At 72.3% G+C, this 22,092-nt stretch carries 18 protein-coding genes; 6 read left to right on the top strand and 12 right to left on the bottom strand.

All coding sequences use genetic code 11. The features are described 5' to 3' along the window. Positions 1-55: 55 nt before the first annotated feature. From PSD17_RS10960 to PSD17_RS10940, 5 genes are read left to right on the top strand one after another with little or no spacing between them, the layout of a single operon-like run. Complete coding sequence (locus PSD17_RS10960; RefSeq protein ID WP_339122561.1) at positions 56-1,420, top strand: amidase; 1,365 nt, start codon at positions 56-58, stop codon at positions 1,418-1,420. 44 nt (positions 1,421-1,464) lie between these two features. Continuing rightward, a complete protein-coding gene (locus tag PSD17_RS10955) occupies positions 1,465-2,709 on the top strand; it encodes a CaiB/BaiF CoA transferase family protein (RefSeq protein ID WP_013676231.1) in 1,245 nt (414 codons plus the stop codon). Between the two features lie 29 nt (positions 2,710-2,738). Beyond that, positions 2,739-4,145: an amidohydrolase family protein gene (locus tag PSD17_RS10950; protein ID WP_013676232.1), complete on the top strand. Its 1,407-nt coding sequence runs from the start codon at positions 2,739-2,741 to the stop codon at positions 4,143-4,145. Between the two features lie 5 nt (positions 4,146-4,150). Next, complete coding sequence (locus PSD17_RS10945; protein ID WP_013676233.1) at positions 4,151-4,840, top strand: isochorismatase family protein; 690 nt, start codon at positions 4,151-4,153, stop codon at positions 4,838-4,840. Next, positions 4,837-5,877, top strand: a complete 1,041-nt coding sequence (locus tag PSD17_RS10940) for an alcohol dehydrogenase catalytic domain-containing protein (RefSeq protein ID WP_339122560.1) — start codon at positions 4,837-4,839, stop codon at positions 5,875-5,877. Before PSD17_RS10945 ends, PSD17_RS10940 begins: the two co-directional genes overlap by 4 nt. Positions 5,878-5,959: 82 nt before the next feature. On the opposite strand, the gene PSD17_RS10935 is transcribed toward PSD17_RS10940, so the two are convergent. Next, positions 5,960-7,147, bottom strand: coding sequence for an MFS transporter (locus tag PSD17_RS10935; RefSeq protein WP_339122559.1), 1,188 nt, complete (start codon positions 7,145-7,147; stop codon positions 5,960-5,962). 230 nt (positions 7,148-7,377) lie between these two features. On the opposite strand from PSD17_RS10935, the gene PSD17_RS10930 reads away from it, so the two are divergent. Next, positions 7,378-8,367 (top strand): hydroxymethylglutaryl-CoA lyase, encoded by a 990-nt coding sequence (locus PSD17_RS10930; protein WP_013676236.1) that lies wholly within the window; start codon positions 7,378-7,380, stop codon positions 8,365-8,367. A 41-nt stretch (positions 8,368-8,408) separates the two neighbouring features. On the opposite strand, the gene PSD17_RS10925 is transcribed toward PSD17_RS10930, so the two are convergent. The 11 genes from PSD17_RS10925 to ilvD all read right to left on the bottom strand — a co-directional run bounded on the left by PSD17_RS10925 (position 8,409) and on the right by ilvD (position 22,080). Then, a complete protein-coding gene (locus tag PSD17_RS10925) occupies positions 8,409-9,425 on the bottom strand; it encodes an aldo/keto reductase (protein ID WP_339122558.1) in 1,017 nt (338 codons plus the stop codon). Next, positions 9,422-10,594: an MFS transporter gene (locus PSD17_RS10920; protein ID WP_339122557.1), complete on the bottom strand. Its 1,173-nt coding sequence runs from the start codon at positions 10,592-10,594 to the stop codon at positions 9,422-9,424. The genes PSD17_RS10925 and PSD17_RS10920 overlap by 4 nt, the downstream gene beginning before the upstream one ends. 56 nt (positions 10,595-10,650) lie before the next feature. Beyond that, on the bottom strand, positions 10,651-11,745 hold the full coding sequence (locus PSD17_RS10915) for an ABC transporter permease (RefSeq protein WP_339122556.1): 1,095 nt from the start codon (positions 11,743-11,745) through the stop codon (positions 10,651-10,653). A gap of 17 nt (positions 11,746-11,762) precedes the next feature. Continuing rightward, complete coding sequence (locus tag PSD17_RS10910) at positions 11,763-13,325, bottom strand: sugar ABC transporter ATP-binding protein (RefSeq protein WP_013676240.1); 1,563 nt, start codon at positions 13,323-13,325, stop codon at positions 11,763-11,765. A gap of 109 nt (positions 13,326-13,434) precedes the next feature. Further along, positions 13,435-14,589, bottom strand: coding sequence for a sugar ABC transporter substrate-binding protein (locus PSD17_RS10905; protein WP_041759922.1), 1,155 nt, complete (start codon positions 14,587-14,589; stop codon positions 13,435-13,437). 646 nt (positions 14,590-15,235) lie between these two features. After that, positions 15,236-16,681 carry an amidohydrolase family protein gene (locus PSD17_RS10900; protein ID WP_339122555.1) on the bottom strand — a complete coding sequence of 482 codons (1,446 nt, stop codon included), beginning with the start codon at positions 16,679-16,681 and terminating at the stop codon, positions 15,236-15,238. Positions 16,682-16,693: 12 nt separating this feature from the next. Continuing rightward, entirely contained in the window at positions 16,694-17,431 is a 738-nt protein-coding gene (locus PSD17_RS10895; RefSeq protein WP_013676243.1) for a FadR/GntR family transcriptional regulator, read from the bottom strand. A 56-nt stretch (positions 17,432-17,487) separates the two neighbouring features. After that, positions 17,488-18,765 carry a polysaccharide deacetylase family protein gene (locus PSD17_RS10890; RefSeq protein WP_339122554.1) on the bottom strand — a complete coding sequence of 426 codons (1,278 nt, stop codon included), beginning with the start codon at positions 18,763-18,765 and terminating at the stop codon, positions 17,488-17,490. Then, on the bottom strand, positions 18,762-19,556 hold the full coding sequence (locus PSD17_RS10885) for an alpha/beta fold hydrolase (RefSeq protein ID WP_103379793.1): 795 nt from the start codon (positions 19,554-19,556) through the stop codon (positions 18,762-18,764). Before PSD17_RS10885 ends, PSD17_RS10890 begins: the two co-directional genes overlap by 4 nt. Beyond that, entirely contained in the window at positions 19,553-20,401 is an 849-nt protein-coding gene (locus tag PSD17_RS10880) for an HpcH/HpaI aldolase/citrate lyase family protein (RefSeq protein WP_103379794.1), read from the bottom strand. Before PSD17_RS10880 ends, PSD17_RS10885 begins: the two co-directional genes overlap by 4 nt. Next, entirely contained in the window at positions 20,398-22,080 is a 1,683-nt protein-coding gene (ilvD, locus tag PSD17_RS10875) for a dihydroxy-acid dehydratase (RefSeq protein WP_103379795.1), read from the bottom strand. Before ilvD ends, PSD17_RS10880 begins: the two co-directional genes overlap by 4 nt. Positions 22,081-22,092: the final 12 nt, after the last annotated feature.

Here is a 22,092-nt window from a genome sequence, read left to right as displayed (position 1 = left end):
TACAGTTTGCCCGTCACGCCGGGGTCTCCGGCTCCGCAACGTCAGGAGGTCGCTCGTGCAGACACCCGACGATCCCGGACCGCTCCGCGGTCCGGACGGCTGGGACGCCGCGCATGCGCGGTACCAGGAGATCGACGACCGGGTCCGGGCCGTCATCACCTGGATCGACGGCTCCCGCGAGGACGCCGTCGCCGCCGCCCGCCGCACAGAGGCGGGCCGCTCGCGCGGGCCGCTCGACGGCGTCCTCGTCGGGCTCAAGGACAACATCGACGTCGCGGGGGTCGTGACAACGGCCGGGGCGTCGTTCCTGGCCCACAACGTCGCCCCCGCCGACGCGACGGTCGTGCGCAGGCTGCGCGAGGCGGGTGCCGTCGTCAGCGCGAAGCTCAACATGGCCGAGCTCGCCTGGGGCGCGACGACCCAGAACCTCACCTACGGCGCCTGTCGCAACCCGTGGGACCTCGACCGCATCCCGGGTGGCTCGTCCGGCGGGTCGGGTGCCGCACTCGCCGCGGGCTACTGCGACCTCGCGCTGGGCACCGACACCGGCGCCTCGGTCCGGATCCCGGCCGCGCTCAACGGGGTCGTCGGGCTGCGGCCCAGCGTCGGCAGCATCTCGATCGAGGGGGTGCTCCCCGCCGCGAAGACGCAGGACACCGTGGGCCCGATGGCCCGGCGCGCGATCGACGCGGCCCGGCTGACCGAGGTCCTGACCGGGTTCGACCCGGCCGACCCCTACTCGGTCGCCTCGACCGGGGCGCCCGCCACCTCCGCGATCGGCAAGCCGCTCGACGGGCTCACCGTGGGCGTCGCGCGCCGCTTCTTCTTCGACGGCCTCGACGACGGCGTCGGCGAGCGCATCGAGACCTTCCTCGGCTGGCTCGCCGACCAGGGCACCGTCGCCGCCGACGTTCCCGACTTCGGCGCGCCCGACGCCCACGAGCACTGGACGCGCATCGTCGGCAGCGAGGGCGCGGCCTACCACCGCGAGCGGCTGCTCGCGAGCCCGGACGACTTCTCCCCCGACGTCCTCGGCCGCGTCTCGGCCGGCCTGGACGTCAGCGCCGTCGACCTCGTCCGCTCGCTGGTGTTCCGTGCCGAGTACCGCACCCGGCTCGCCCACGTGTTCACCGACCTCGACGTGATCGTCACGCCCGTCGTGCCCGTCGACGTCCCGGCGGCCGACGGTCCCGACTCCCGCGCCCAGACCCTGCAGCTCGGCCGCATCACCTATCCCTGGGCGCTGCACGACGGCCCGACGCTGAGCCTGCCCATCGGTTTCCACCCGCGCAGCGGGCTGCCGGTGGGGGTCGCGCTCACCGCTCCCCGGTTCGGCGAGGCCGTCCTGTTCCAGATCGCGTGCGCCTACCAGGACGCCACCGACTGGCACCGCGCGCGCGCCGTCGTCCCGACCCGCTGACCAGCTCTCCCGCCCGCACACCCGGGCAGACCCGGAAGGTTGTCATGGCAGACCAGCACACCGTCGACGTCTCGGCGCTCCCGCCCGTCGAGCAGGGGCGCGGCGCCCTCGAGGGCCTGCGCGTACTCGACCTCGCGACGATGATGGCCGCCCCATGGGCCGCGACCTACCTGGCGGACTACGGCGCCGACGTCGTCAAGGCCGAGCTGCCCGGCACCGGCGACCCGGTCCGCAAGTGGGGCACGCAGTACAAGGGCGTGTCGCTCGCGTGGAAGACGTTGGCGCGCAACAAGCGGCTCATCACCCTCGCGATGAACAAGCCCGAGGGCCAGGAGCTCGTTCGGCGGCTGGTCAAGGACTTCGACGTCCTCATCGAGAACTTCCGGCCCGGCGTCATGGAGCGCTGGGGTCTCGGCCCCGACGTCCTGCAGGAGATCAACCCGAAGCTGATCATCCTGCGCACCTCGGGCTACGGGCAGACCGGCCCGTTCGCCGAGCGTCCCGGGTTCGGCACCCTGGCCGAGGGCTTCTCCGGCCTGGCCTACATCACCGGCGCCGACGACCGGCCGCCGAGCATCGCGGGCTACCCGCTGGCCGACGGCGTCGCGGCGCTGACCGGCGCGATGGCCGTCCTCGCGGCCGTGTACTGGCGCGACGTCAACGGCGGCAAGGGCCAGGTCATCGACAACGCGATCACCGAGGCGACCTACCGGCTGATCGACTACACGATGCTGGACTGGGAGAAGCGCGGCGTCATCCGCAAGCGCAGCGGCAACCGGCTCGCCGACCTCGCCCCGCGCAACACCTACCAGTGCTCCGACGGGCACTGGATCTCGATCTCCGGCGGCACCCAGGCCATCGTCGAGCGCATGTTCCGGGTCATGGACCGGCCGGAGCTCATCACCGATCCCCGGTTCCTCGACAACGAGACCCGCCTGCAGAACGTGGCCGACCTCGACGAGGTGATCGCCGAGTGGGTCGGCCGGCATCCGCAGGAGGAGGTGCTGCGCCGCTTCGAGGAGGCCCGGGTGGCCGCCGCGGCGGTGCACGACATCAGCCAGGTCGCCGAGCACCCGCACTTCAAGGCGCGCGAGCTGCTGCAGCGCATCGACGACCCGGAGCTCGGTCCGACGTCGGTGACGCACGTGCACCCGAGGCTGTCGGAGACCCCGGGCGGCGTCAGCCGGCTCGGCGGCGTGATGGGACAGGACAACGAGAGCTTCTACCTCGACGAGGTGGGACTCTCCGAAGAGGAGTACCGCAAGCTCAAGGACGTCGGGGCCATCTGAGCGAATCCACCGCACGGCAAGGAGTGAGAATGTACGACCTCATCGTCACCAACGGGCTCGTGGCCGACGACCGCACGGTCCAGCCCCTCGACCTCGCGATCAAGGACGAGAAGATCGTCGCCGTCGGCACTCGGGGACAGTTCTCCGAGACCGGGGCCGCGACCGTCGTCGACGCGGCGGGCCGCTACGTGCTGCCCGGCGGCATCGACAGCCACGTGCACTACGACCTGCAGATCTCCGAGGCCATGAAGGCGCAGTCCTCGGAGGCCGGCTCGCGCGCGGGCCTGTGGGGCGGCACGACCACCTACATCGACTTCTCGATCTCGTGGGGTGAGGAGGACCTCGTCGAGTCCATCCAGTCGAAGATGGAGAAGACGAACTCGCAGAACCTCTACAGCGACTACGCGCTGCACGCGATCATGACCGGCAACTGGCCGCAGTCCAACGCCGACCGGATCCGTGAGGCCATCAGCGGTGGCGTCACGTCGTTCAAGTTCTTCACGACGTTCGCGGGCTCCGAGGCCATCGGCGGCATGATGACCGACGACGGCCGCATCTACTCCGCGATGCTGGAGACCGAGAAGCACGGCGGCGTCGTGATGGTGCACTGCGAGGACGACTGCATCATCGACTACAACGTCCGCAGGCTCTACAGCGAGGGCCGCGAGCACTTCTCCAACATCGGTGAGGCCCGCCCGCCGCTGGCCGAGGAGGCCGCGGTGCGCCGGATGCTGCTGCTGTCCGAGCGCACCGGGTCGCCGCTCTACATCGTGCACGTCTCGGCCAAGGAGTCGATCGACGCGATCGGCGAGTTCCGCGAGAAGGGCGCCCACGCGTTCGGCGAGGTGCTGCACCCGAACCTCGTGTTCGACCCCGAGCTCTACAAGCGGCCCAACGGCCAGCGCTACATGAACTACCCGCCGAACAAGACGATCGAGCACCGCGACGCCCTCTGGGCGGCGTGCGAGTCGGGCGCGCTGCACACGCTGGCCAGCGACGACTACACGATCCCGTGGGACAACAAGATGATGGGCGACACCGTCGACAACGTCACCGGCGGGACGAACAGCGTCGAGACCCGCATGTCGGTGTTCTGGTCCGAGGGCGTGTGCAAGCGCAACCTGTCGGTCCCGCGCTTCGTCGAGCTGACCGCCGCCAACCCGGCCCGGATCTTCGGCCTGTACGGCACCAAGGGTGTCCTGCGCCCGGGCGCCGACGCCGACATCGTGATCATGGACGACGGCTTCGCGCACACCTACAAGCAGGGCGAGAACCTGCACTCGGACTGCGACTACAGCAACTGGGACGGCTGGGAGGTCCGCGGTCTGCCGGTCACCACGATCCTGCGGGGCAACGTGATGATCGACAAGGGCGAGTTCGTCGGCCCGCAGAACGTCGGGAAGTTCGTCCCCGCGTCGACGCCCGAGACGGTCTGAGCCCGATGACGGTCACCGAGTCGTCGAACGGCGGGGCGATCGCCGACGCGACCCTCGACGACTACGCCGCCCGAGGCATGCGCAGGCGGACCGGCTTCGGCCGTAACCCGTGCGTGCTGGTGATCGACTTCCAGTACGGGATGACCGACCCCGAGTGCCCGCTCGGGTCGGCGAACCAGGACGCTCCGATCGAGGTGACGCAACGGATCCTGGCGGCCGCGCGGGCGGCCGGGGTGCCGGTCGTCTACACCCGGGTCGCCTTCCGCGAGGACCTCGCCGACGCCGGCCTGTTCGTGGAGAAGGTGCCCGCGCTGGGTGCGCTCACCCTCGGCAGCCGCTGGGTCGAGATCGACGAGCGCGTCGCCATGCAGGAGGGCGACTACCTGCTCACCAAGCGGCACAGCAGCTCCTTCATCGGCACCGAGCTCCAGCAGGTGCTGCAGAACCGCGGGATCGACACGATCATCAACGTCGGCTGCTCGACGTCGGGCTGCGTGCGGCAGACCGCCGTCGACGCCCAGGCGTACGGGTTCCGCTCGGTCGTGGTCGCCGACGCCGTCGGTGACCGCAGCCCCGAGCAGCACCGGGCCAACCTGATCGACCTCGACGGGAAGTACGCCGACGTCGTGACCAGCGAGGAGGCCATCGCCGCGATCGAGTCGGTCGCGGCCGCGCGGGCGGAGGGAGCACGATGAAGGCCGTCGTCTTCGACACCTTCGGCGGGCCGGAGGTCCTGCGCCACACCGACATGCCCGACCCGGTCGCCGGACCGGGCGAGGTCGTCGTCGACGTGCGGTTCACCGCGCTCAACCACGTCGACATCGACATCCGCGAGGGGGTGTCGCGCTTCGACTTCGAGATGCCGCACATCCTCGGGCTGGAGTGCGCGGGCGTCGTGTCGGCCGTCGGTGACGGTGTCGAGTCGCCGAAGGTCGGCGACCGCGTCGCCGTCTCCTACATCCGCACCTGCGGGTACTGCGAGTGGTGCAAGCGCGGGCAGGACAACCTGTGCGAGAACCGCAGGCTCTACGGCGAGCACATCCCCGGCGCCTACGCCGAGAAGCTGCTCACGCCGGCGAACCACTGCCTGCCGCTGCCCGACGGGCTGTCGTTCGCCGACGCCGCCGCCTCGCTGACGGCGTTCGGCACGGCGTACCACGCGCTCATCCCCCGTGGTGACCTGAAGCTCGGCGAGACGGTGCTGATCCACTCGATCGGCTCCGGTGTCGCATCGGCGGCCCTGCAGATCTGCAAGGCCGCGGGCGCGACCGTCATCGGCACGGCGAGCCAGGACGCGACGCTCGAGCGCGCCAAGGCCGACGGCGCCGACCACGTCATCAACTACACGACCTCCCCCGACCTGTACGCCGAGATCCTCGACGCGACGGGCGGACGCGGGGTCGACCTGGTGTTCGACGTCGTCGGTGGCGAGGCGTTCGGGAAGTCGATGCAGGTGATGCGGCCCTACGCCCGCCTGATCAGCATCGGCGCCCACGCGGGCGAGGTCGTGCCGTTCGACATCATCGAGTTCTTCCGGCGGCACATCTCCTACATCTCCTCGCACACGCAGACCCGCGACGAGATGACCCATGTGCTCCGCCTCGTCGCCGACGGGACGTTCTCGCCGCGGGTGCACTCGGTGTACCCGCTGGCCGAGGCGGCCAAGGCGCAGGAGGAGCTGGTCGCCCGCAGGCACTACGGAAAGATCCTGCTCGACGTGGGCGGCAACTGACCGTCCCTCCCGGTGCCCGGGCCCTCGCGGTGGGGGGTCCGGGCACTTCCACGTCCGCCCTGCTCGGCCCCCGCGAGTGGCGTCACCGGTGACGGCCGGTGGCGCCACTCACGGGGGCCGGGGCGCGTCGGGCCTCCCGCACGACGAGCACCGCCGCGGCCAGCAGCAGGCAGCCACCGGCGGACAGCCACGCGACCGTGTAGCCCGCACCCGTCGCGACCAGCCCGAACAGCGCCGGCCCCGCGACCCCGCCGACCGCCGCGCCGACCATGATCGCGGCCGACGCGCGGGCGGTCGCCTCGGGGTGCGACGCGACGACGTCCTGGGTCAGCAGGCCGTTCCAGCCCCAGCCCGCGCCGCACGCCAGGACGGTCGCGGCGGCGAGCCCGCCCGTCGACCCGGTCAGCGCGAGGCCCGCGGTGCCGAGCCCGCCGGCCGCCATCAGCCCGGCGCACACCAGCAACGGCCGCGCCGCCGTACCGAACCGCCACGATGCGACGAAGCGGCCGCTGATCCCGCACACCCCGCCGAGCGCGAGCAGGAAGCCCGCGGTCGGCGCGGCGGTCCCGCCCGCGACGGCCGCGACGACGTAGAAGCCACCCGTGGCCGAGACCGCGGCCATGGCGAGCGCGACGGCCGTCGAGACCGGGACGAGCCCGCGCGGCCGTGCCGCCCGCCGCCCAGCCGGCTCCGCCGCCGACCGCACGGCCGGACGCGGCAGCCTGCGCGGCAACGCGATCAGGGCCGGCAGTGCGACGAGCACGGCCGCGGCGAACGCCCAGCGCCAGCCGACGGTGAGCACGACCAGCGGCACCCCGAGGCCGGCCAGCAGCGACGCACCGGGCAGTGACGCCTGCTTGACGCCGTAGGCGAAACCGCGCCGCTCGGGCGGGAGCACGGAGAACAGGGCCATGTCCCCCGCGGGGGTCGCGAGGGCCGTCGCCGCACCGCCGACCACCGCGAACACGACGAGCGCCGCGAACGAGCCGGCGGTCGCGAGCCCGACGAGCGAGACGACGGCGATCGCGATGCCCGCGATGGTCGTCGCCCGGGAACCACGGGCGTGCGCGACGTGCCCGCCGACCAGCCCGACGAGCGCCATCGCGATCCAGAACGCCGACACGGCGATGCCGAGGCGTCCGGCGTCGACGTGCAGGTCGGCGCCCAGGCTGGGGGCGGCCGCGCCGAGCAGGAACACCGGCAGCATCGACACCGTCGCCGCGCACGTCACCGCCGCGAGCACCCGTCCCCAGCTCACGCGTTCGTCCACCACTCATCTCCTGTTGTATGCGATATGGACCCGACCTGCGTCTACGTCCGGCCACCGTCGCACATCGTCGTTCCTCATGAAAGACCTGTTGAATGCCGGAATTCGAGAGAAGATGCGGCGCCGGAGAGCATGGTCTTTCCTGGGACGATCGTATACATTTAGCAGGTCGTGTACACCTGCGGTGCTACCCCCGCGAGGGCGGGCCCGCCCCAACCGAGAGGACGTCCCGGATGGCCGGCACTCCCCAGGCCCGAATCGTCGAGGTCCTGCTGCGCGACGGGCTGCAGACGATGGTCTACGAGTCGGAATGGCACGTCCCGACGACCGAGGAGAAGCTCGAGCTCATCGAGATGCTCGCGGACGCCGGGATCCCCGAGCTGGAGGTCACCGGCTTCGTCCACCCGAAGGTCATCCCGATGCTCGCGGACGCGAGCGAGGTCGTGCAGCGGCTCCCCGACCGCCCCGGAACCGTCTTCCGGGCGCTGGTGCCCAACCTGCGCGGCGCCCAGCGGGCCGTCGCCGCGGGCTGCACCAAGCTGTCGTCGCTGATCGTCGCGAGCGAGACGTACAACAAGAAGAACTCGAACATGACGCTCGAGCAGAACATCGAGCAGATCCGGCTGATCACCGAGCTGGCGAAGGCCGAGAAGGCCGTGGTCAACGTCAGCATGGGCACCTGCTTCCTGTGCCCGTACGAGGGCGAGATGCCCGAGAAGCACATCCTCGGGCTCATCGAGACGTTCATGGACTTCGGCGTCCGTGAGGTCAGCATCGCCGACAGCATCGGCATGGCCAACCCGCGCATGGTCGCCGCCCGGGTCAAGGCGATCACGTCGCGCTGGCCCGAGCTGGAGCTCGGCATGCACATGCACGACCGGACCGGCATGGCGCTGGCCAACATCGTCGCCGCGCTGGACAACGGCGCGACGATCTTCGAGACGTGCGCGGGCGGCTACGGCGGCGGCATCTCGATGCCGGTGTCGGTGCTGGGCATGGGCAACGTCCCGACCGAGGACGTCGTCAACATGTTCGACGAGATGGGCGTCTCGACCGGCGTCGACCTCGACGCGGTGCGCACCGCCGCGAACCGGACCGCCGAGATCATCGGCCTGCCCACCTACGGGCGGGTGTCCAAGTACGGCACGTACGCCGAGTTCCACCAGGAGGCGCTGGCGCACATCGACGCGCCCGCCCGCGGGAACTCCGCCCTGCAGAAGTGATCCGTCCCGCCCGCGGCCGCACACCGGCCGCGGGCGGTGACTCATTGGACGGCGTCGCCCGTCCGGAACCGGGCCGTGACCGCGTCGAGCTCGGTGAGCAGCGCGTCGTCGAGCCGGACGCCCGCCGCCTCCACCGCGAGATCGAGCTGGTCGGGCCGGGTCGCGCCGAGGATCACAGAGGTCACCCCCGCCCGGGAGCGCAGCCACGCCGTGGCCAGCACCGGCATCGTCAGGCCCGCTCCGGCCGCCAGCCCGCGGATCGCCTCGACGGCGTCGAACGCGTCGTCGTGCCAGTAGCGGTCGCGGTAGAGCCCGCCTGCGCCGGCGTCGGCGAACCGGGTGCCCGTCGCCGACGTGCCGTCACGGCGGTGCTTGCCGGTGAGCATGCCGCCGGCCAACGCGTTGTAGGCGAGCAGCCCGAGCCCGTCCTCGCGGCACAGCGGCAACAGCTCGCGCTCGTGCTCGCGGAAGAGCAGGTTGTAGCGGGCCTGCACCGACACGAACGCCGTCCACCCGTGCAGGGCGCTGCGCCCCAACGCCCTCGCCACCTGGTAGGCGAGGAAGTTCGAGCAGCCGACGTAGCGCACCTTGCCCGCGCGGACCACGTCGTCGAGCGCCGACAGGGTCTCCTCGACCGGGGTCAGCGGGTCGGGGCGGTGCAGCTGGTAGAGATCGATCCAGTCCGTGTCCAGCCGGCGCAGCGACGCGTCGACGGCGTCGAGGACGTGCCGTCGCGACAGCCCGCCGTCCCACGGCCGCGGCCCCGTCGGCCCGTGGACCTTGGTCGCGACGACGAACCGGTCGCGCCGCCCGCGCAGCCAGCGCCCGACGATCTCCTCGGTCGTCCCGGCCTGCTCCCAGGGGCTGCCGATGGGGTACTTGTCGGCCGTGTCGAGGAAGGAGATGCCGAGCTCGTCGGCCCGGTCGAGGATCGCGTGCGACTCCTTCTCGTCGCACTGGCCGCCGAAGGTCGCGGTGCCCAGGCAGAAGCGCGACACCGGCAGACCGGTGCGGCCCAGCACGGCGTGGTCGTCGTCGAACAGGACAGGATCGGTCACGGCTGCATCTCCTCGGAACAGTCGACGTGGGGCTCGTTCTCGGTGCCGGTACCGTCGACCCGGTCGGCGCGCGACACCGCCACGATCGCGGCGCCGGCCACGTTGAGGACCGCACACGTCACCCAGCCCCACGTCCAGGCGCCCGCGAGCGACACCACGAACCCGACGAGCAGCGGGCAGCCCACGGCGCCGAGGTTGATCAGGGTCAGCGAGGCGCCCGTCGTGCGGCCGACCTCGCCCGGCTGCGCGGCCTCGGCGACCGCGGCGACGTACACGCCGTTCCAGCCGACCGCGCACAGCCCGACGACCGGCAGCGCCACCGGCAGGAGGGCCTCGGGCACCACCCACAGCAGCGTGACGGCGGCCGCCCCGGCCAGCGCGACGACCTGCAGGTGCCGCAGCCGGGCGTCGGGACGCAGGTCGGAGACCCAGCCCCAGAGCGGTCGCCCGACGACCCCACCGACCAGCAGCAGCGCCACACCCAGGCCGGCTCGCGCCGCATCCAGGCCGCGCTCCTCCACGAGGTACACCGTGGTGAACGCGAAGATGCTGACCTGGGCCCCGGCCATGACGAAGCCGTAGCCGTAGCCGTGCGGCAGCCGCATCCGCAGGTCGGGACGCGCGAGCCCGGTGACGACCCCGGACGCGGCGACCCGCACCCGCCCGCGCAGGGCGACGAGCAGGCCGGCGACCGCGCACGTCGCGAGCGGGACGACGGCGGCCCAGCGCCAGCCGGCGGCCGAGCCGACGGCCGGCAGTACCGCGCCCGCGACGATGCCGCCGAGCGGCACACCCGCCTGCTTGACGCTCATGACCAGGCCCCGGCGGCGGGCGTGCACCGGGTTAGCGAGCACGTTCGTCGCCGGGTTGACGATGCCGTAGCCGAGGCCGGTGACGGCGATCCCGATGAAGAACCAGCCGGCGCCCGCCGCGGTGGCCGCGACGGTGACGCCGGCGGCCATGGTCAGCAGGCCCGTCGCGAGCACGACGGCCGGGCCGAACCGGTCGGTGGCCCGGCCACCCGTGCGTGACGTCAACATGGCGCCGAGGTAGGCGACCGACGCGATCGCGCCGACGCCCACCTCGGTGAGCCGGAGATCCACTCTGATCAGGGGGGCGTTCGCCGAGGCGCCGACGACCGCGAAGCCGCCGGCCGCCAGGGCGAGCACCGAGAGCGCGACTCCCTCGCGCAGCGAGAACGGCGGCCGTCCCGCCCGCGCGGGCGTCAGAACCCCTGCTTCATCCGGCGGCGCCGGATGATCTGGGAGAACGACACCGCGAGGATCAGCGCCCCGCCGTAGAAGATGTTCTGCACGAACGACTGCAGGCCCAGCAGCTGCAGCCCGGTGATGCCGGTGACCAGGAAGTACACCGCGATCACCGTGCCCCACGGGTTGAAGCGACCGGGCTTGATCGTCGTCGAGCCGAGGAACGCCGCCGCGAACGCCGGTAGCAGCAGGTCCAGACCGGTGGTCGGGCCCGCGGAACCGGACGTGCCCGCGATCAGCACACCACCGAGCGCGGCGACGAAGGCCGAGGTGACCAGCGCGCCGATGCGCAGCGTCGACACCCGCATGCCCGAGAGCCGGGCGACCTCGCGGTTGCGGCCGACGACGAGCAGCCGCTGCCCGAGCGGGGTGAAGGCGAAGACGTACCACAGCACCAGCGCGAAGATGATCGCGTAGTAGAACTCCATCGGGATCCCGAACAGCCGGTACGAGATCACCACGTCGACGAGCGTCTGGTCGACGCCGGTGATGGTGTTCGCGCCGCTGATCCAGAGCGCGACGCCGGCGAGCAGCGTGCTCATGCCCAGGGTGACGATCAGGCTGTCGATCCCGAGCAGCACGGTCAGCATGCCGTTGATCAACCCGACGACGATGCCGGCGAGCAGCGCGACGACGACCGCGGCCCAGATGTTCCAGCCGTGCTGGACGTTGAGGATCGCGATCACCAGCGCCGACATCCCGACGACCGACCCGATCGACAGGTCGAAGTCGCCCGCGATGAGCGGCACGATCAGGCCGAGGGTCACCACCACGAGGACGGCCTGCGAGGCCAGGATCGACGCCGCGTTGGCCGAGGTGAAGAACGTGTCGGTCTCCAGGATGCTGAAGACGACGATCACCGCGAGCCAGGTCAGCGGCAGTGCCATGGCCTCGAGCCGGCCGGTGGGCCTGCGCCGGGCCGCCTTCTCCGACGGCTCGGCCGCCTCGGCGGCGGTGGACGATGTGGACTCGGTGACGGGCGGCCCCGCGTCCACCGGGGTCTCGGCGTCCTTGCGCGCGGTCGTCATGTCGGCGCCTCTCTTCTCGTTCACGGGGCCGGTGTGGTCGTTCACGGGGCCGGGACGGGGGCCGACGCCTGGCCGTGACACAGGTCGGCGATGCGGGCCTTGGTGATGTCTGCGCCCGTCACGAACGTGACGAGCCGGCCGCGCACGAAGATCCCCACGCGGTCACAGATTGTCTCGAGCTGCTCGTACTCCGAACTCGCGCAGATCGTCGCGCTGGTCGCGGTACTGCCGCGGATCATGTCGAAGATCTGCTGGCGGGCGCCGACGTCGACGCCCTGGGTGGGTTCGTGCAGCAGCAGCACCTTCGGGTTCGTCTGCTGCCACTTGGCCATGAGGGCCTTCTGCTGGTTGCCGCCGGAGAACGACCCGTACTCCAGGTCGGGCACGGCGGGCCGGACGTCGAACTCGGTGACGAGCTGACGGACGTTGTCGCGCATCGTCCCGTGCCGCAGCCGCCAGCCGCGGAAGTACCGGTCCAGCACGGTGAGGTTCATGTTCTCGCCGAGCGAGAGCGTCGCGACGCTGCCGGAGTTCTTGCGGTCACCAGGCACGAGCGCCATGCCCAACGACATGGCGCGCCGCGGCGTGAGGCTCGCGATGTCGATGGTGCGCTCGCCGGAGCTGATCGTCCCGGTCGCGCCCGGGGAGGCCCCGAACAGCGAGTAGACGACCTCCTCGTACCCGGACCCGACGAGGCCGGCGAAGCCGAGCACCTCGCCCTCGTGCAGGTCGAAGGACACGTCCTGCAGCGGGCCGTGCGAGAGGTTGCGCACCGACAGCACGACGTCGCGGCCGACGGTCGTCGCGGCGTGCGCGTCGTGCGGGTGCTCCGCGAGCTCACGGCCGATGATCATCGTGACGAGCTCGCGGCCGGAGATCTCCTTCGTCACCGCGGTGCCGGACGTACGGCCGTCGCGCAGGACGGTCACCCGGTCGGTGATCTCACGGACCTCGTCGAGGTCGTGCGACACGAAAAGGACGCTCGACCCGTCGGAGGTGATGCGCCGCACCAGCGAGAACAGCTGACCGACCTCCTGCTTGGGCAGGAAGACGGTCGGCTCGTCGAGGACGAGCATGTTCGCGCCCGCCTCACCCTCCGCGGCCGCGCCCGCGCGGATGCTCTCGACGGCACGCACGATCGCGAGCATCGCCCGGTCGACGGGCCGGATCCGTTCGACGGTGGCGTCGGGGTCGATGTCGACGTCGTAGCGCGCGAACATGGCCGCTGCCCGCTCACGGGCCGCCCGCCAGGAGTACGCGACCTTCCGCGACGACGCGATCTCGCCGAGCATCAGGTTCTCGGTGACCGACAGCGAGGGCACGAGCCCCAGGTCCTGGTGGACGAAGTCGAAGCCGAGGCTGCGGTGCTGGCCCGGCAGCAGCGGCAGCGGGACGTCCCGGCCGGCAACCTCCAGCGTGCCCCCGTCGGGCGTGTGGAAGCCCGACAGGACCTTGATCAGCGTGGACTTCCCGGAGCCGTTCTCCCCCAGCAGACCGTGCACCTCGCCGGGCATGATCGTGAGGTCGACACCGTCGAGGGCCCGCTGCCCACCGAAGATCTTCGTGAGCCCGCGGATCCGGACGAGCGGGGTCGAGTTCGTCATGACTGTCCTCCTCGGCGTGCGAGCGGTGGGTCGGCTGCTCACCCGGCCCCGGGCCGGCCGCGTCGGCGACCGGCCCGGGGACCGCTGGAGAGCGGATGGTTCGTACGGGTCAGGCGCCGCCGCCCAGGCCCCACAGCTTGAGGAACCCGGAGGTGTAGGCGTTGCCGTAGCCCTCGCCGGCCTTGGCCGGCGTGCCGGCCTCGGCCACGTTGGTCTTGTCCCAGATGCGGATCGGCGTGCGCTCGTGCACCGGCTGCTGACCGAGCAGGACCCGGAAGACCTGGTCCATCGTCGCGTAGCCGATACCCGGGGTGTCCTCACCGACGTTCATCGCGACGAGCTCACCGTTGGACTGGCGGATCGCGTCGAGGGCGAAGGGCGAACCGTTGTAGCTGGTGATCTTCACCTGACCGGTCTTGGCCAGCGTCTGCACCGCCGGGATCGCGCCCGCGACCATGGCGTCGTAGAGCACGTAGACGTAGTTGACCTTCGGGTTGGCCTGCAGGGCCGACTGGACGACACCCTGGGTCTTGGTGTTCCAGTCCGCCACCGGGATGTTGGTGACGGTCGTCGAGCAGTCCGGGCAGTTCGCCGCGAACTCGTCCTGCATCGTCTTGATGGTGCCGGGGCTGGGCAGGATGTCGCTGCCGCCCACGATCAGCACGTTCGCCTTGCCGCCGGAGTCCTTGATCATCCAGTCGGCGGCCGCCTTGCCGGCCTCGTTGAACGGCGCGGTCACCGTCGCGGTGACGTCGGTGCAGCCCTCACAGGCGGGCGGGTCCGGCATCTCGTTGTCGTGGAAGTGCATCACGATCACCGGGATGCCCGCGGCCTTCGCGGCCTGCAGCTGCGGGCCGAGCGCGCGGGGGTCGGGCGCGCCGTTGAGGACGATGATGTCCTGCTTGGAGGCGATGGCCTGGTTGATGCCCTGGACCCACTGCGACACCTGGGCCTGGTTGTCGAACTTGGTGTAGACCATGCCCGCCTTCTCGGCCGCCTCCTGCATGGAGGCCGAGATCGACTGCACGAAGGGGTTCGGCACCGACGGGATGTCGAAGATCTTCTTGCCCTTGAGCGACGAGACGTCGATGGCCGGACCGGGCGGGGTGAACGTCGACGGACCGCTGTACTTCGCGATGTTGTCGACGACGGCCTGCGGCACCGCCGCGGCGGGTGCCCCGGAGTCGGACGACGTCGAGGCGGTCCCGCCCTTGGAGCAGGCGGCCAGTGCCACCACGGCGACGGCGGCGATCGCTCCTGCCACCCAGCGCCGGGCTCTATGTGTATACATGTGCTGCCCTCTTCTCGGACCAGATTCAGTCCCCCGATCGGCCAATCGAACCGGGTTTCCCCTCATCAGTCAACAGATCTGGCGCCCAGTTTGTAACTGTTGAGTTTCGTAAGCGCGCGGTGACTCTGCCCGTTCGGTATGCAATCTTGGAACGGTCACAGGGCGCAGCCGTCCCGCGGCCCCGTGTGGCGCTCCGCGTCGGGCCGTCCGTCCGGACGCTCGCGGAGAGCCTTCCGCCCCTGCGACGTGTCGGTTTCGTCCAGGTCGTCGCGCGTCCGCCGGACGCCGCCGGATCCCCACGGGCGCGGGCAGGCCGCTCGCCCGGAGATCCGTGCCGTCCGGTGTTCGGGGCGAACCGACGGTGGCCGCGACGGGCCCCGCGGACGCCGTCGCGAGACACGCATCACGGCGACGCCGGATCACGCACGCGCTCACGCACCCGGCGCCGTCGCCGGCCGCGCCCGCCGTCCCGGCACACCCGCCGGCCGCGCACTGCGCGGCACGGGCGGCCGGTCCGTGGCCGGGGCGTGCGGCCGAGCTGGTCATGACGGGCTCCGCGTGGGGTTGGTGGCCTTCCGGAGGTCGGTGACGGTCGAGCGACGCGCGACGGCGGGGGCCGTCAGGTGATGAGGTGGTCGGGCATCGGGTCGGCGTGCAGGGCGCGGCCGACGGGCCCGGGGTCGTGGAAGCCGTCGGCGTCGAGGACCACGCGGCCCCCGCTGACGACGACCGACGGCCAGCCGGCGAGCTCCTCCCCCTCGTAGGGCGAGTAGTCGGTGGCCATGTGCAGGTCGGCGATCCGTGCGGGGCGGCGCCCGGCCGGGTCGAGCACGACGAGGTCGGCGTCGTGCCCGGGAGCCAGCACGCCCTTGCCGGTCAGGCCGTTGAGCCGGGCGGGGTTCGTCGCGAACATGCCGACGAACCGCTCGACCGGCATCCCGCCGCGCACGACGAGCTGGGTGAAGGTCACCGGCAGCCGGGTCTCGACGCCCGGCAGCCCGTTGGGCATGACCCGGACGTCGTGCGAGTGCTCGGACTTCTGGCCCGTCGAGTAGCAGCAGTGGTCCGAGCCGAGGGTGTCGACGTCGCCGACGAGCGCCCGGGCCCGCAGCTGCGCGACGGTCTCCGGCGCGCGCAGCGGCGGGCAGCAGACGAAGCGCTCGGGATGGTCGCCCGCGTAGGTGCCCTCGTCGAGATAGAGGTAGTGCGGGCAGGTCTCGGTGTAGGCCCGCACCCCACGCCGGCGCGCCGCCCGGACGAGGTCGACGGCCTCCGCGGTGGTCTGGTGCACGAAGTAGACCGGGGCGTCGACGTGCTCGGCCGTCGCGAGGACCTGTGCCACCGCCGCGGCCTCGGCGAGCTCGGGCCGGGTCCGCGGCATGTGGCCGGCGGCCGCCTCGCCCGCCGCGACGGCCGACGCCTGCGCGTCCTCGATGACGTGGTTGGCCTCGGCGTGCACGTAGGCGATGCCGCCCTGGGCGTGCAGCGTCCGCAGCACCTCGAGCACCGTGTCGGGCCCGGCCATGACGACGTCCTTGTACGTCGTGAACAGCTTGATCGTGCGCACGCCCGTGGTCGCCATCTCGGCGATCTGGCCCGCCGTCGTGGCGTCCCACTGGATGACACAACCGTGCAGCGCGGTGTCGCAGCGGGAGATCTCCGCCAGTTTGCGACGTTCGGCGACCGCGTCGATCGGGCGCTGACCCGGATCGGGGATCGCGAAGTCGACGACGGTCGTCGTGCCGCCCCACAGCGCGGCGATGCTGGCCGAGGCGTAGTCGTCGAGCTGGCTGTACTCGCCGAGCCGCTGCCCGATGTGGCAGTGCGGGTCGACACCACCGGGGATCACGAACGATCCCGCGGCGTCGATCGCCCGTCGGTGCGGCGGCAGCGGCAGCGCCGGGTCCTGGACCGCGACGATCCGTCCGTCGGTGACGACGACCGTCGCGGCGGCGCTGCCACCCGCGTTGACGACGGTGCCGCCGTGGACGACGAGGTCCGCGGGAGCCGGTGGGGTCGACGGTGGGGTCGACGGTGGGGTCGGCGGTGGGGTCGACGAGGTCATCGGGCGGGCTCCTCAGCTCGTTGCGGTGGCGGCCCGGACCGCCGCGGGATCGAAGATGACGGTGTCGACCGCCGCGAGATGGGCCGCCATCGTCGCGGCCGCGGCGCCGGAATCGCCCGCGGTGATCACGTCGACGATCTCGGTGTGCTCGGCGAGCTGGCTCTCCCTGGCCGCCGGCGAGCTCACCGCCAACTGGTTCACCAGCACCCACAGCGGATGCGACTCGGCGTTGACGAACTGGCCGACGATGCCGGCGAGCAGGGTGTTGCCGCACCCCAGCGCGAGCTCGCCGTGGAACCGGAGACCGAGGGCGAGGAACCGGGTCACCTCGGCGGGCTCGGCCACGAGCTCGGCGGCCTCGGCGAGGATCCGGCGCAGCCTGCCGACGGTGTCGCCGTCGATCCGGGTGGCCGCGAGCGCGGCCACGGCCGGTTCCACACTGCGGCGGGCCTCGATCAGCTCCCGGGGTGCGACGTCGAGCGCGGAGGCCTCGATCGCCGCGACCGCCGGGTGCGTGCGGACGTAGGTCCCGTCGCCGTGCCGCACCTCGACGGCGCCGACGATCTCCAGCGCGAGGATCGCCTCCCGCGCCGTCGCGCGGGAGACGTCGAGCCGCTCGGCGAGATCGCGGTCGCCCGGGAGCCGGGTCCCCGCGGCGTACTCGCCCGTCGCCACCGAGGTGAGCAGCTGCTGGGCCACCGCCAGGTACAGCCGGGGCTTCGCGCCCGAGGATTGGCCCGATCTCTGCATGGCGAGAGGTTAGACCTGTCCACGGACTGGGACAAGAGCCGACGATCCGGACACCGTCAGCCGGTGACCTCCTCGGTCCGCGGCCGGCGGGCGCCCGGGAACGAGAAGACCATCTCGGCGGGCACGTCCCCGGTGTTGACGATGGCGTGCGGGCGTCCCGCCGGGATGTGCAGGGTGTCGCCGGTGGTGAAGGCGACGTCGCCGAGGTCCGTACGCAGCACACCCGACCCGGCCACCACGAGGCAGACCTCCTCGGTCGTGTGCCGGATCAGCGCCGTCGACTCCCCCGGCAGCACGTGGGAGAGCCCCAGCGTCGACGTCGCGTGGGGAACCGTGTCGGCGTCGACGAGCATGGTCGCCCACGACCCCTCGCCCGCGCGGGCGGTGGCCTCGGCCCGCGGGATCACGGTCACCGGGGACGCGGGCACGGGCCCGTCGGCCGAGGCCCGCCAGGACCTGGCGATCCGCTCGCGCGTCGTGAAGACGACCCCGTCGAACCCCGATGCGTACTCGACGAACCGCTCGAGGCCCGCGATGCGGGCGGGCCTGCCGATGATCCGGCAGTGCAGGCCGACCGACATCATCCGCGGCGCCTGCGCGGACTCGCGGTACAGCGTGTCGAAGGCGTCCTTGAGGTAGGTGAAGAACTGCTCCGAGGTCGCGAGCGGGTCGGCGAGCCAGAACTGGATGTCGTTGGTGTCGGCCGTGTAGGGCACGACGAGGTGCGAGGTCCCGTCGACGTCGACCTCGTAGGGCACGTCGTCGGCGTAGGAGTCGGAGTCGTAGAGGAACCCGCCCTCCTCGACGACGAGCCGCCGGGTCCGCTCGCTGGGCCCGTACCGGCAGTACCAGCCGACGGGCCTGCTCCCGGTGGTGCGTTCCAGCGACTCGACGGCCATCCGGATGTGCTCGCGCTCCTCCTCCTCGGAGAGCCCGAACACCTCCTCCCACCGCCAGCCGTGGCTGCACACCTCGTGCCCGGCGGCGGAGACGGCCTCCGCGACCGCGGGGGCCATCTCGAACGCCTGTGCGCACGCGAAGAACGTCGCGGGCACGCCGTGGCGGCGCAGCACGTCGAGGATCCGCCAGACGCCGACGCGCGAGCCGTACTCGTACATCGACTCCATGGCGAGGTTGCGGACACCGTCCGGGAAGGGGTAGGCCCCCCACTCCGTCAGCGACTCCTGCGTCGCGTCCCCCGCCGGGAGCGAACGCTCCGAACCCTCCTCGTAGTTGACGACGAGCGAGATCGCGAGCCGGTCGTCGCCGAGCCACCGACGCGTCGGCGGGGTCGGTCCGTAGCCGACGACGTCGCGTCCTCCCGGTCCCGTCATGCCTCGTCCCCCAACAGCTCGCGGACCGCCGCGGCGAACTCCCGCGGGGTGTCGACCATCGGCGAGTGGCCCGCTTCCGCAATCTCGACGGCCCGGCAGTCGGGGATGCCCGCGACGAGCGTCGCGACGTGCTCCTCGGTACGCGCCGCGTCCTCCGTGCCACGCACGACCAGCGTCGGCACCGAGATCTCCGGCAGCCGGTCGACGACGTCACCGGCGAGCACGCCGCGCAGCACCGCGGACAGGAACGGGTAGTCGGCGGTCTCGACGGCCTCGGCGTAGAGCCGCATGTCCTCGGCCGGCGGATCGCGGTACACCAGCGACCGCACGACGGCGGCGGTCGACGCGGGCGCGGCGGTGCCACCCGCGTCGAGCCACTCGCCGAGCGTCGCGCGGAACGGCGCCTTCACCCCGGCGGCCGTGGCGCCGGTGCCGACCAGCACGAGCGAGTCCAGCGCCGGGCGGCCCGCGATAGCGATGACCTGCGCGAGCAGCCCGCCCGTCGAGTTGCCCATGAGCACGACGGGCCGGTCGGTGTACTCCTCGGTCGCCGACGTGATCGCGGCGGCGAGGCCGTCGAAGGCACCGTCGTCGGCGGGGATCGTGCCGGCGCCGGAGTACATGTCGACGAGCACCCAGTCCCGCTCGGGCATCAGTTCGACGACGGGCAGCCAGAACTGCCAGCAGCCGAACCACGGGTGCAGCGCGACGATCGGGGCCTTCCCGGAGCCGTCGCCGGTGTGGATGTGCAGGTCGAGGCCGGACGCCGACCTGCGCGCGGTCGTGCTCACGACGCAACCAGCCCGAACTGCGCGGCCCGCTCCAGGGTGGCCTGCGCGCGTTGGGCGATCGGGTAGTCGACGAGCTTGTCGTCCACGGTGATCGCGGCGATGCCGTCGCGCTCGGCCTCGTCGAAGGCGGCGACGATGCGCTGCGCCGTGTCGATCTCGGCGGGGCTCGGTGAGAGCACCTCGTTGACGATCGGCACCTGGTCGGGATGGATCGCGAACTTGCCGGTGAAGCCCATCCCGTGGGCCTCCTCGGTCTGGCGGCGCATCGCGCCGGGGTCGCGGACGTCGGCGAACGCGGTGTCGATCGGCTGCACGCCCGCGGCGACGGCGGCCATCGCGACGTGGATCCGCGACGACGTCATCAGTGCGTGCGCCTGCTCGGGCACGACCCCCATGTCGAGCGCGAAGTCGTAGGCGCCGAAGGAGATCCGGCGGACCCGGTCGGTCGGGCGGGCGAGCGCGACGGCGTTGAGCACCCCGGCCGCGGTCTCGAGGATCAGCACGAGCTCGAGCCCGGCGGCCAGGTCGCGGTCGATGCCCGCGACGACGTCGGCGTCCTCGCACTTGGGGACGATCACGCCGCGCGCGCCGATCCGGGCGGCGGCGGCCAGGTCCCCGGTGTGCCACTCGGTGTCGACGGGGTTGACCCGCACGTACACCGACTGCCCGGCGGCGGCGGCCAGGTCGGCGGCCTGCTGCAGGTTGTCGCGCGAGGCGACCTTCTGGCTCACGCCGACGGAGTCCTCGAGGTCGAGGATCACGGCGTCGGCGCCGCTGCGGGAGGCCTTCTCGAACCGGTCGGGCCGGTTGGACGGCACGAAGAGCAGTGAGCGGGGGTCGGTCATGCGGGGGCTCCGTTCGAGGAGGGGGTCGTGACCGCGCCTCCGGCCGCCGACCCGACCGTGGCGGCGTACTTGGCGAAGACGCCGCGGGTGAACTCGTGACCGGGCGCGGGCGGCGGGGTGCGGGTGGTGAGGTCGGCGTCGGTGGCGATCGTGCGGGTGTCGGCGTCGAGGACGATCCGGTCGCCGGTGCGCAGCAATCCGATCGGCCCGCCCGCCGCGGCCTCCGGCGCGACGTGCCCGACCATCAGACCACGCGTCGCGCCGCTGAACCGGCCGTCGGTGACCAGTGCGACGGTCTCGCCCAGTCCCCGGCCCATGATCGCCGACGTCACCTGCAGCATCTCGGGCATCCCCGGCCCGCCGCGCGGCCCGACGTGCCGGATGACCACCGTGTCGCCCGGACCCACCGCGCCGCCGAGGACGGCGTCGAGCGCGGCGCGCTCGCCGTCGAAGACCCGCGCCGTCCCGGTGTGCGACCGCGGGGTGTGCGCGGTGACCTTGACGACGGCACCGTCCGGTGCGAGGTTGCCGCGCAGGACGACGAGCCCGCCCTCGGCCGCGAACGGCTCCGCGAGGGGGGCGACGACGCGCTGGCGCGGCGACTCCACCGCGTCGGCCGCCTCCTCGCCGAGCGTGCGGCCGGTGACCGTCGGCGTCGAGCCGTCGACGAGCCCGCCCTCGACGAGGCGCGCGACGAGCAGCATCGTGCCGCCCGCGGCGTGCAGGTCGGCGGCGCTGTAGCGCCCGCCCGGCATCAGGTCGCACAGCAGCGGTGTCCGCCGGGAGATCCGGTCGATGTCGTCGAGGGTGAGCGGGACACCGACCTCCGCGGCGAGCGCGATGAGGTGCAGGACCGCGTTCGTCGAGCCGCCCGACGCCGCGACGGCGGCGACGGCGTTCTCGAACGCGGGCCGGGTGAGCAACGCGCTGGGACGCAGGTCGTTCGTGGCGACGGTGTCGACGAGGGCGGCCGCCGCCGCGACCGCCTCGGGCTTGTCCGCGTCGACCGCGGGGATGCCGTTGACCCGCGCGGGCGAGAGGCCGAGCACCTCCATGACCATCGCCATGGTGTTGGCCGTGTACTGGCCGCCGCACGCCCCGGCGCCGGGGCAGGCGGCGGCCTCCATCTCGTCGAGGTCGGCGTCGGTGAAGGTCCCGGCGGCGTGTGCGCCGATGGCCTCGAACACGTCGTGCACGGCGACCTCCCGGCCGCGGAACCGGCCGGTGAGGATCGTCCCGCCGTAGAGCAGGACCGACGGCCGGTCGATGCGGGCCATGGCCATCGCCATGGCGGGCACCGTCTTGTCGCAGGAGGCGATGCCGACGATGCCGTCGAACATGTGGCCGCGGGCGACGAGCTCGACCGAGTCGGCGACGAGCTCGCGGCTCACCAGCGACGCCCGCATGCCGGGCGTGCCCATCGTGATCCCGTCGGAGATCGCGATCGTGTTGACCTCCATCGGCGTGCACCCGACGGAGCGCACGCCCGCCGCCGCGTGCACGGCGAGGTCGCGGTGGTTGAGGTTGCACGGCATCGTGCCGGTCCAGCTGTGCACGACGCCGACGACGGGACGGTCGAGGTCGTCCGGGGTGAAACCGATGTTGCGCAGGTAGGAGCGGGCCGCGGCCCGCTCCGGCCCGGCGTACAGCGCCCGGCTGGGGCGCTCGTGGAACGGCATGGTGGGTGCTTC

It is taken from the genome of Pseudonocardia sp. D17, from assembly GCF_036984265.1.
Taxonomy (GTDB): Bacteria; Actinomycetota; Actinomycetes; order Mycobacteriales; family Pseudonocardiaceae; genus Pseudonocardia; species Pseudonocardia benzenivorans.
This window is presented reverse-complemented; position numbering and strand designations above follow the sequence as displayed.

What these genes read in the sequence shown, in the direction of transcription:
- PSD17_RS10900 (WP_339122555.1), bottom strand. Translation starts at nt 16,681, where the DNA reads ATGACCTCGTCGACCCCACCGCCGACCCCACCGTCGACCCCACCGTCG.
- PSD17_RS10895 (WP_013676243.1), bottom strand. Translation starts at nt 17,431, where the DNA reads ATGCAGAGATCGGGCCAATCCTCGGGCGCGAAGCCCCGGCTGTACCTG.
- PSD17_RS10950 (WP_013676232.1), top strand. Translation starts at nt 2,739, where the DNA reads ATGTACGACCTCATCGTCACCAACGGGCTCGTGGCCGACGACCGCACG.
- PSD17_RS10930 (WP_013676236.1), top strand. Translation starts at nt 7,378, where the DNA reads ATGGCCGGCACTCCCCAGGCCCGAATCGTCGAGGTCCTGCTGCGCGAC.
- PSD17_RS10955 (WP_013676231.1), top strand. Translation starts at nt 1,465, where the DNA reads ATGGCAGACCAGCACACCGTCGACGTCTCGGCGCTCCCGCCCGTCGAG.
- PSD17_RS10880 (WP_103379794.1), bottom strand. Translation starts at nt 20,401, where the DNA reads ATGACCGACCCCCGCTCACTGCTCTTCGTGCCGTCCAACCGGCCCGAC.
- ilvD (WP_103379795.1), bottom strand. Translation starts at nt 22,080, where the DNA reads ATGCCGTTCCACGAGCGCCCCAGCCGGGCGCTGTACGCCGGGCCGGAG.
- PSD17_RS10945 (WP_013676233.1), top strand. Translation starts at nt 4,151, where the DNA reads ATGACGGTCACCGAGTCGTCGAACGGCGGGGCGATCGCCGACGCGACC.
- PSD17_RS10940 (WP_339122560.1), top strand. Translation starts at nt 4,837, where the DNA reads ATGAAGGCCGTCGTCTTCGACACCTTCGGCGGGCCGGAGGTCCTGCGC.
- PSD17_RS10890 (WP_339122554.1), bottom strand. Translation starts at nt 18,765, where the DNA reads ATGACGGGACCGGGAGGACGCGACGTCGTCGGCTACGGACCGACCCCG.
- PSD17_RS10910 (WP_013676240.1), bottom strand. Translation starts at nt 13,325, where the DNA reads ATGACGAACTCGACCCCGCTCGTCCGGATCCGCGGGCTCACGAAGATC.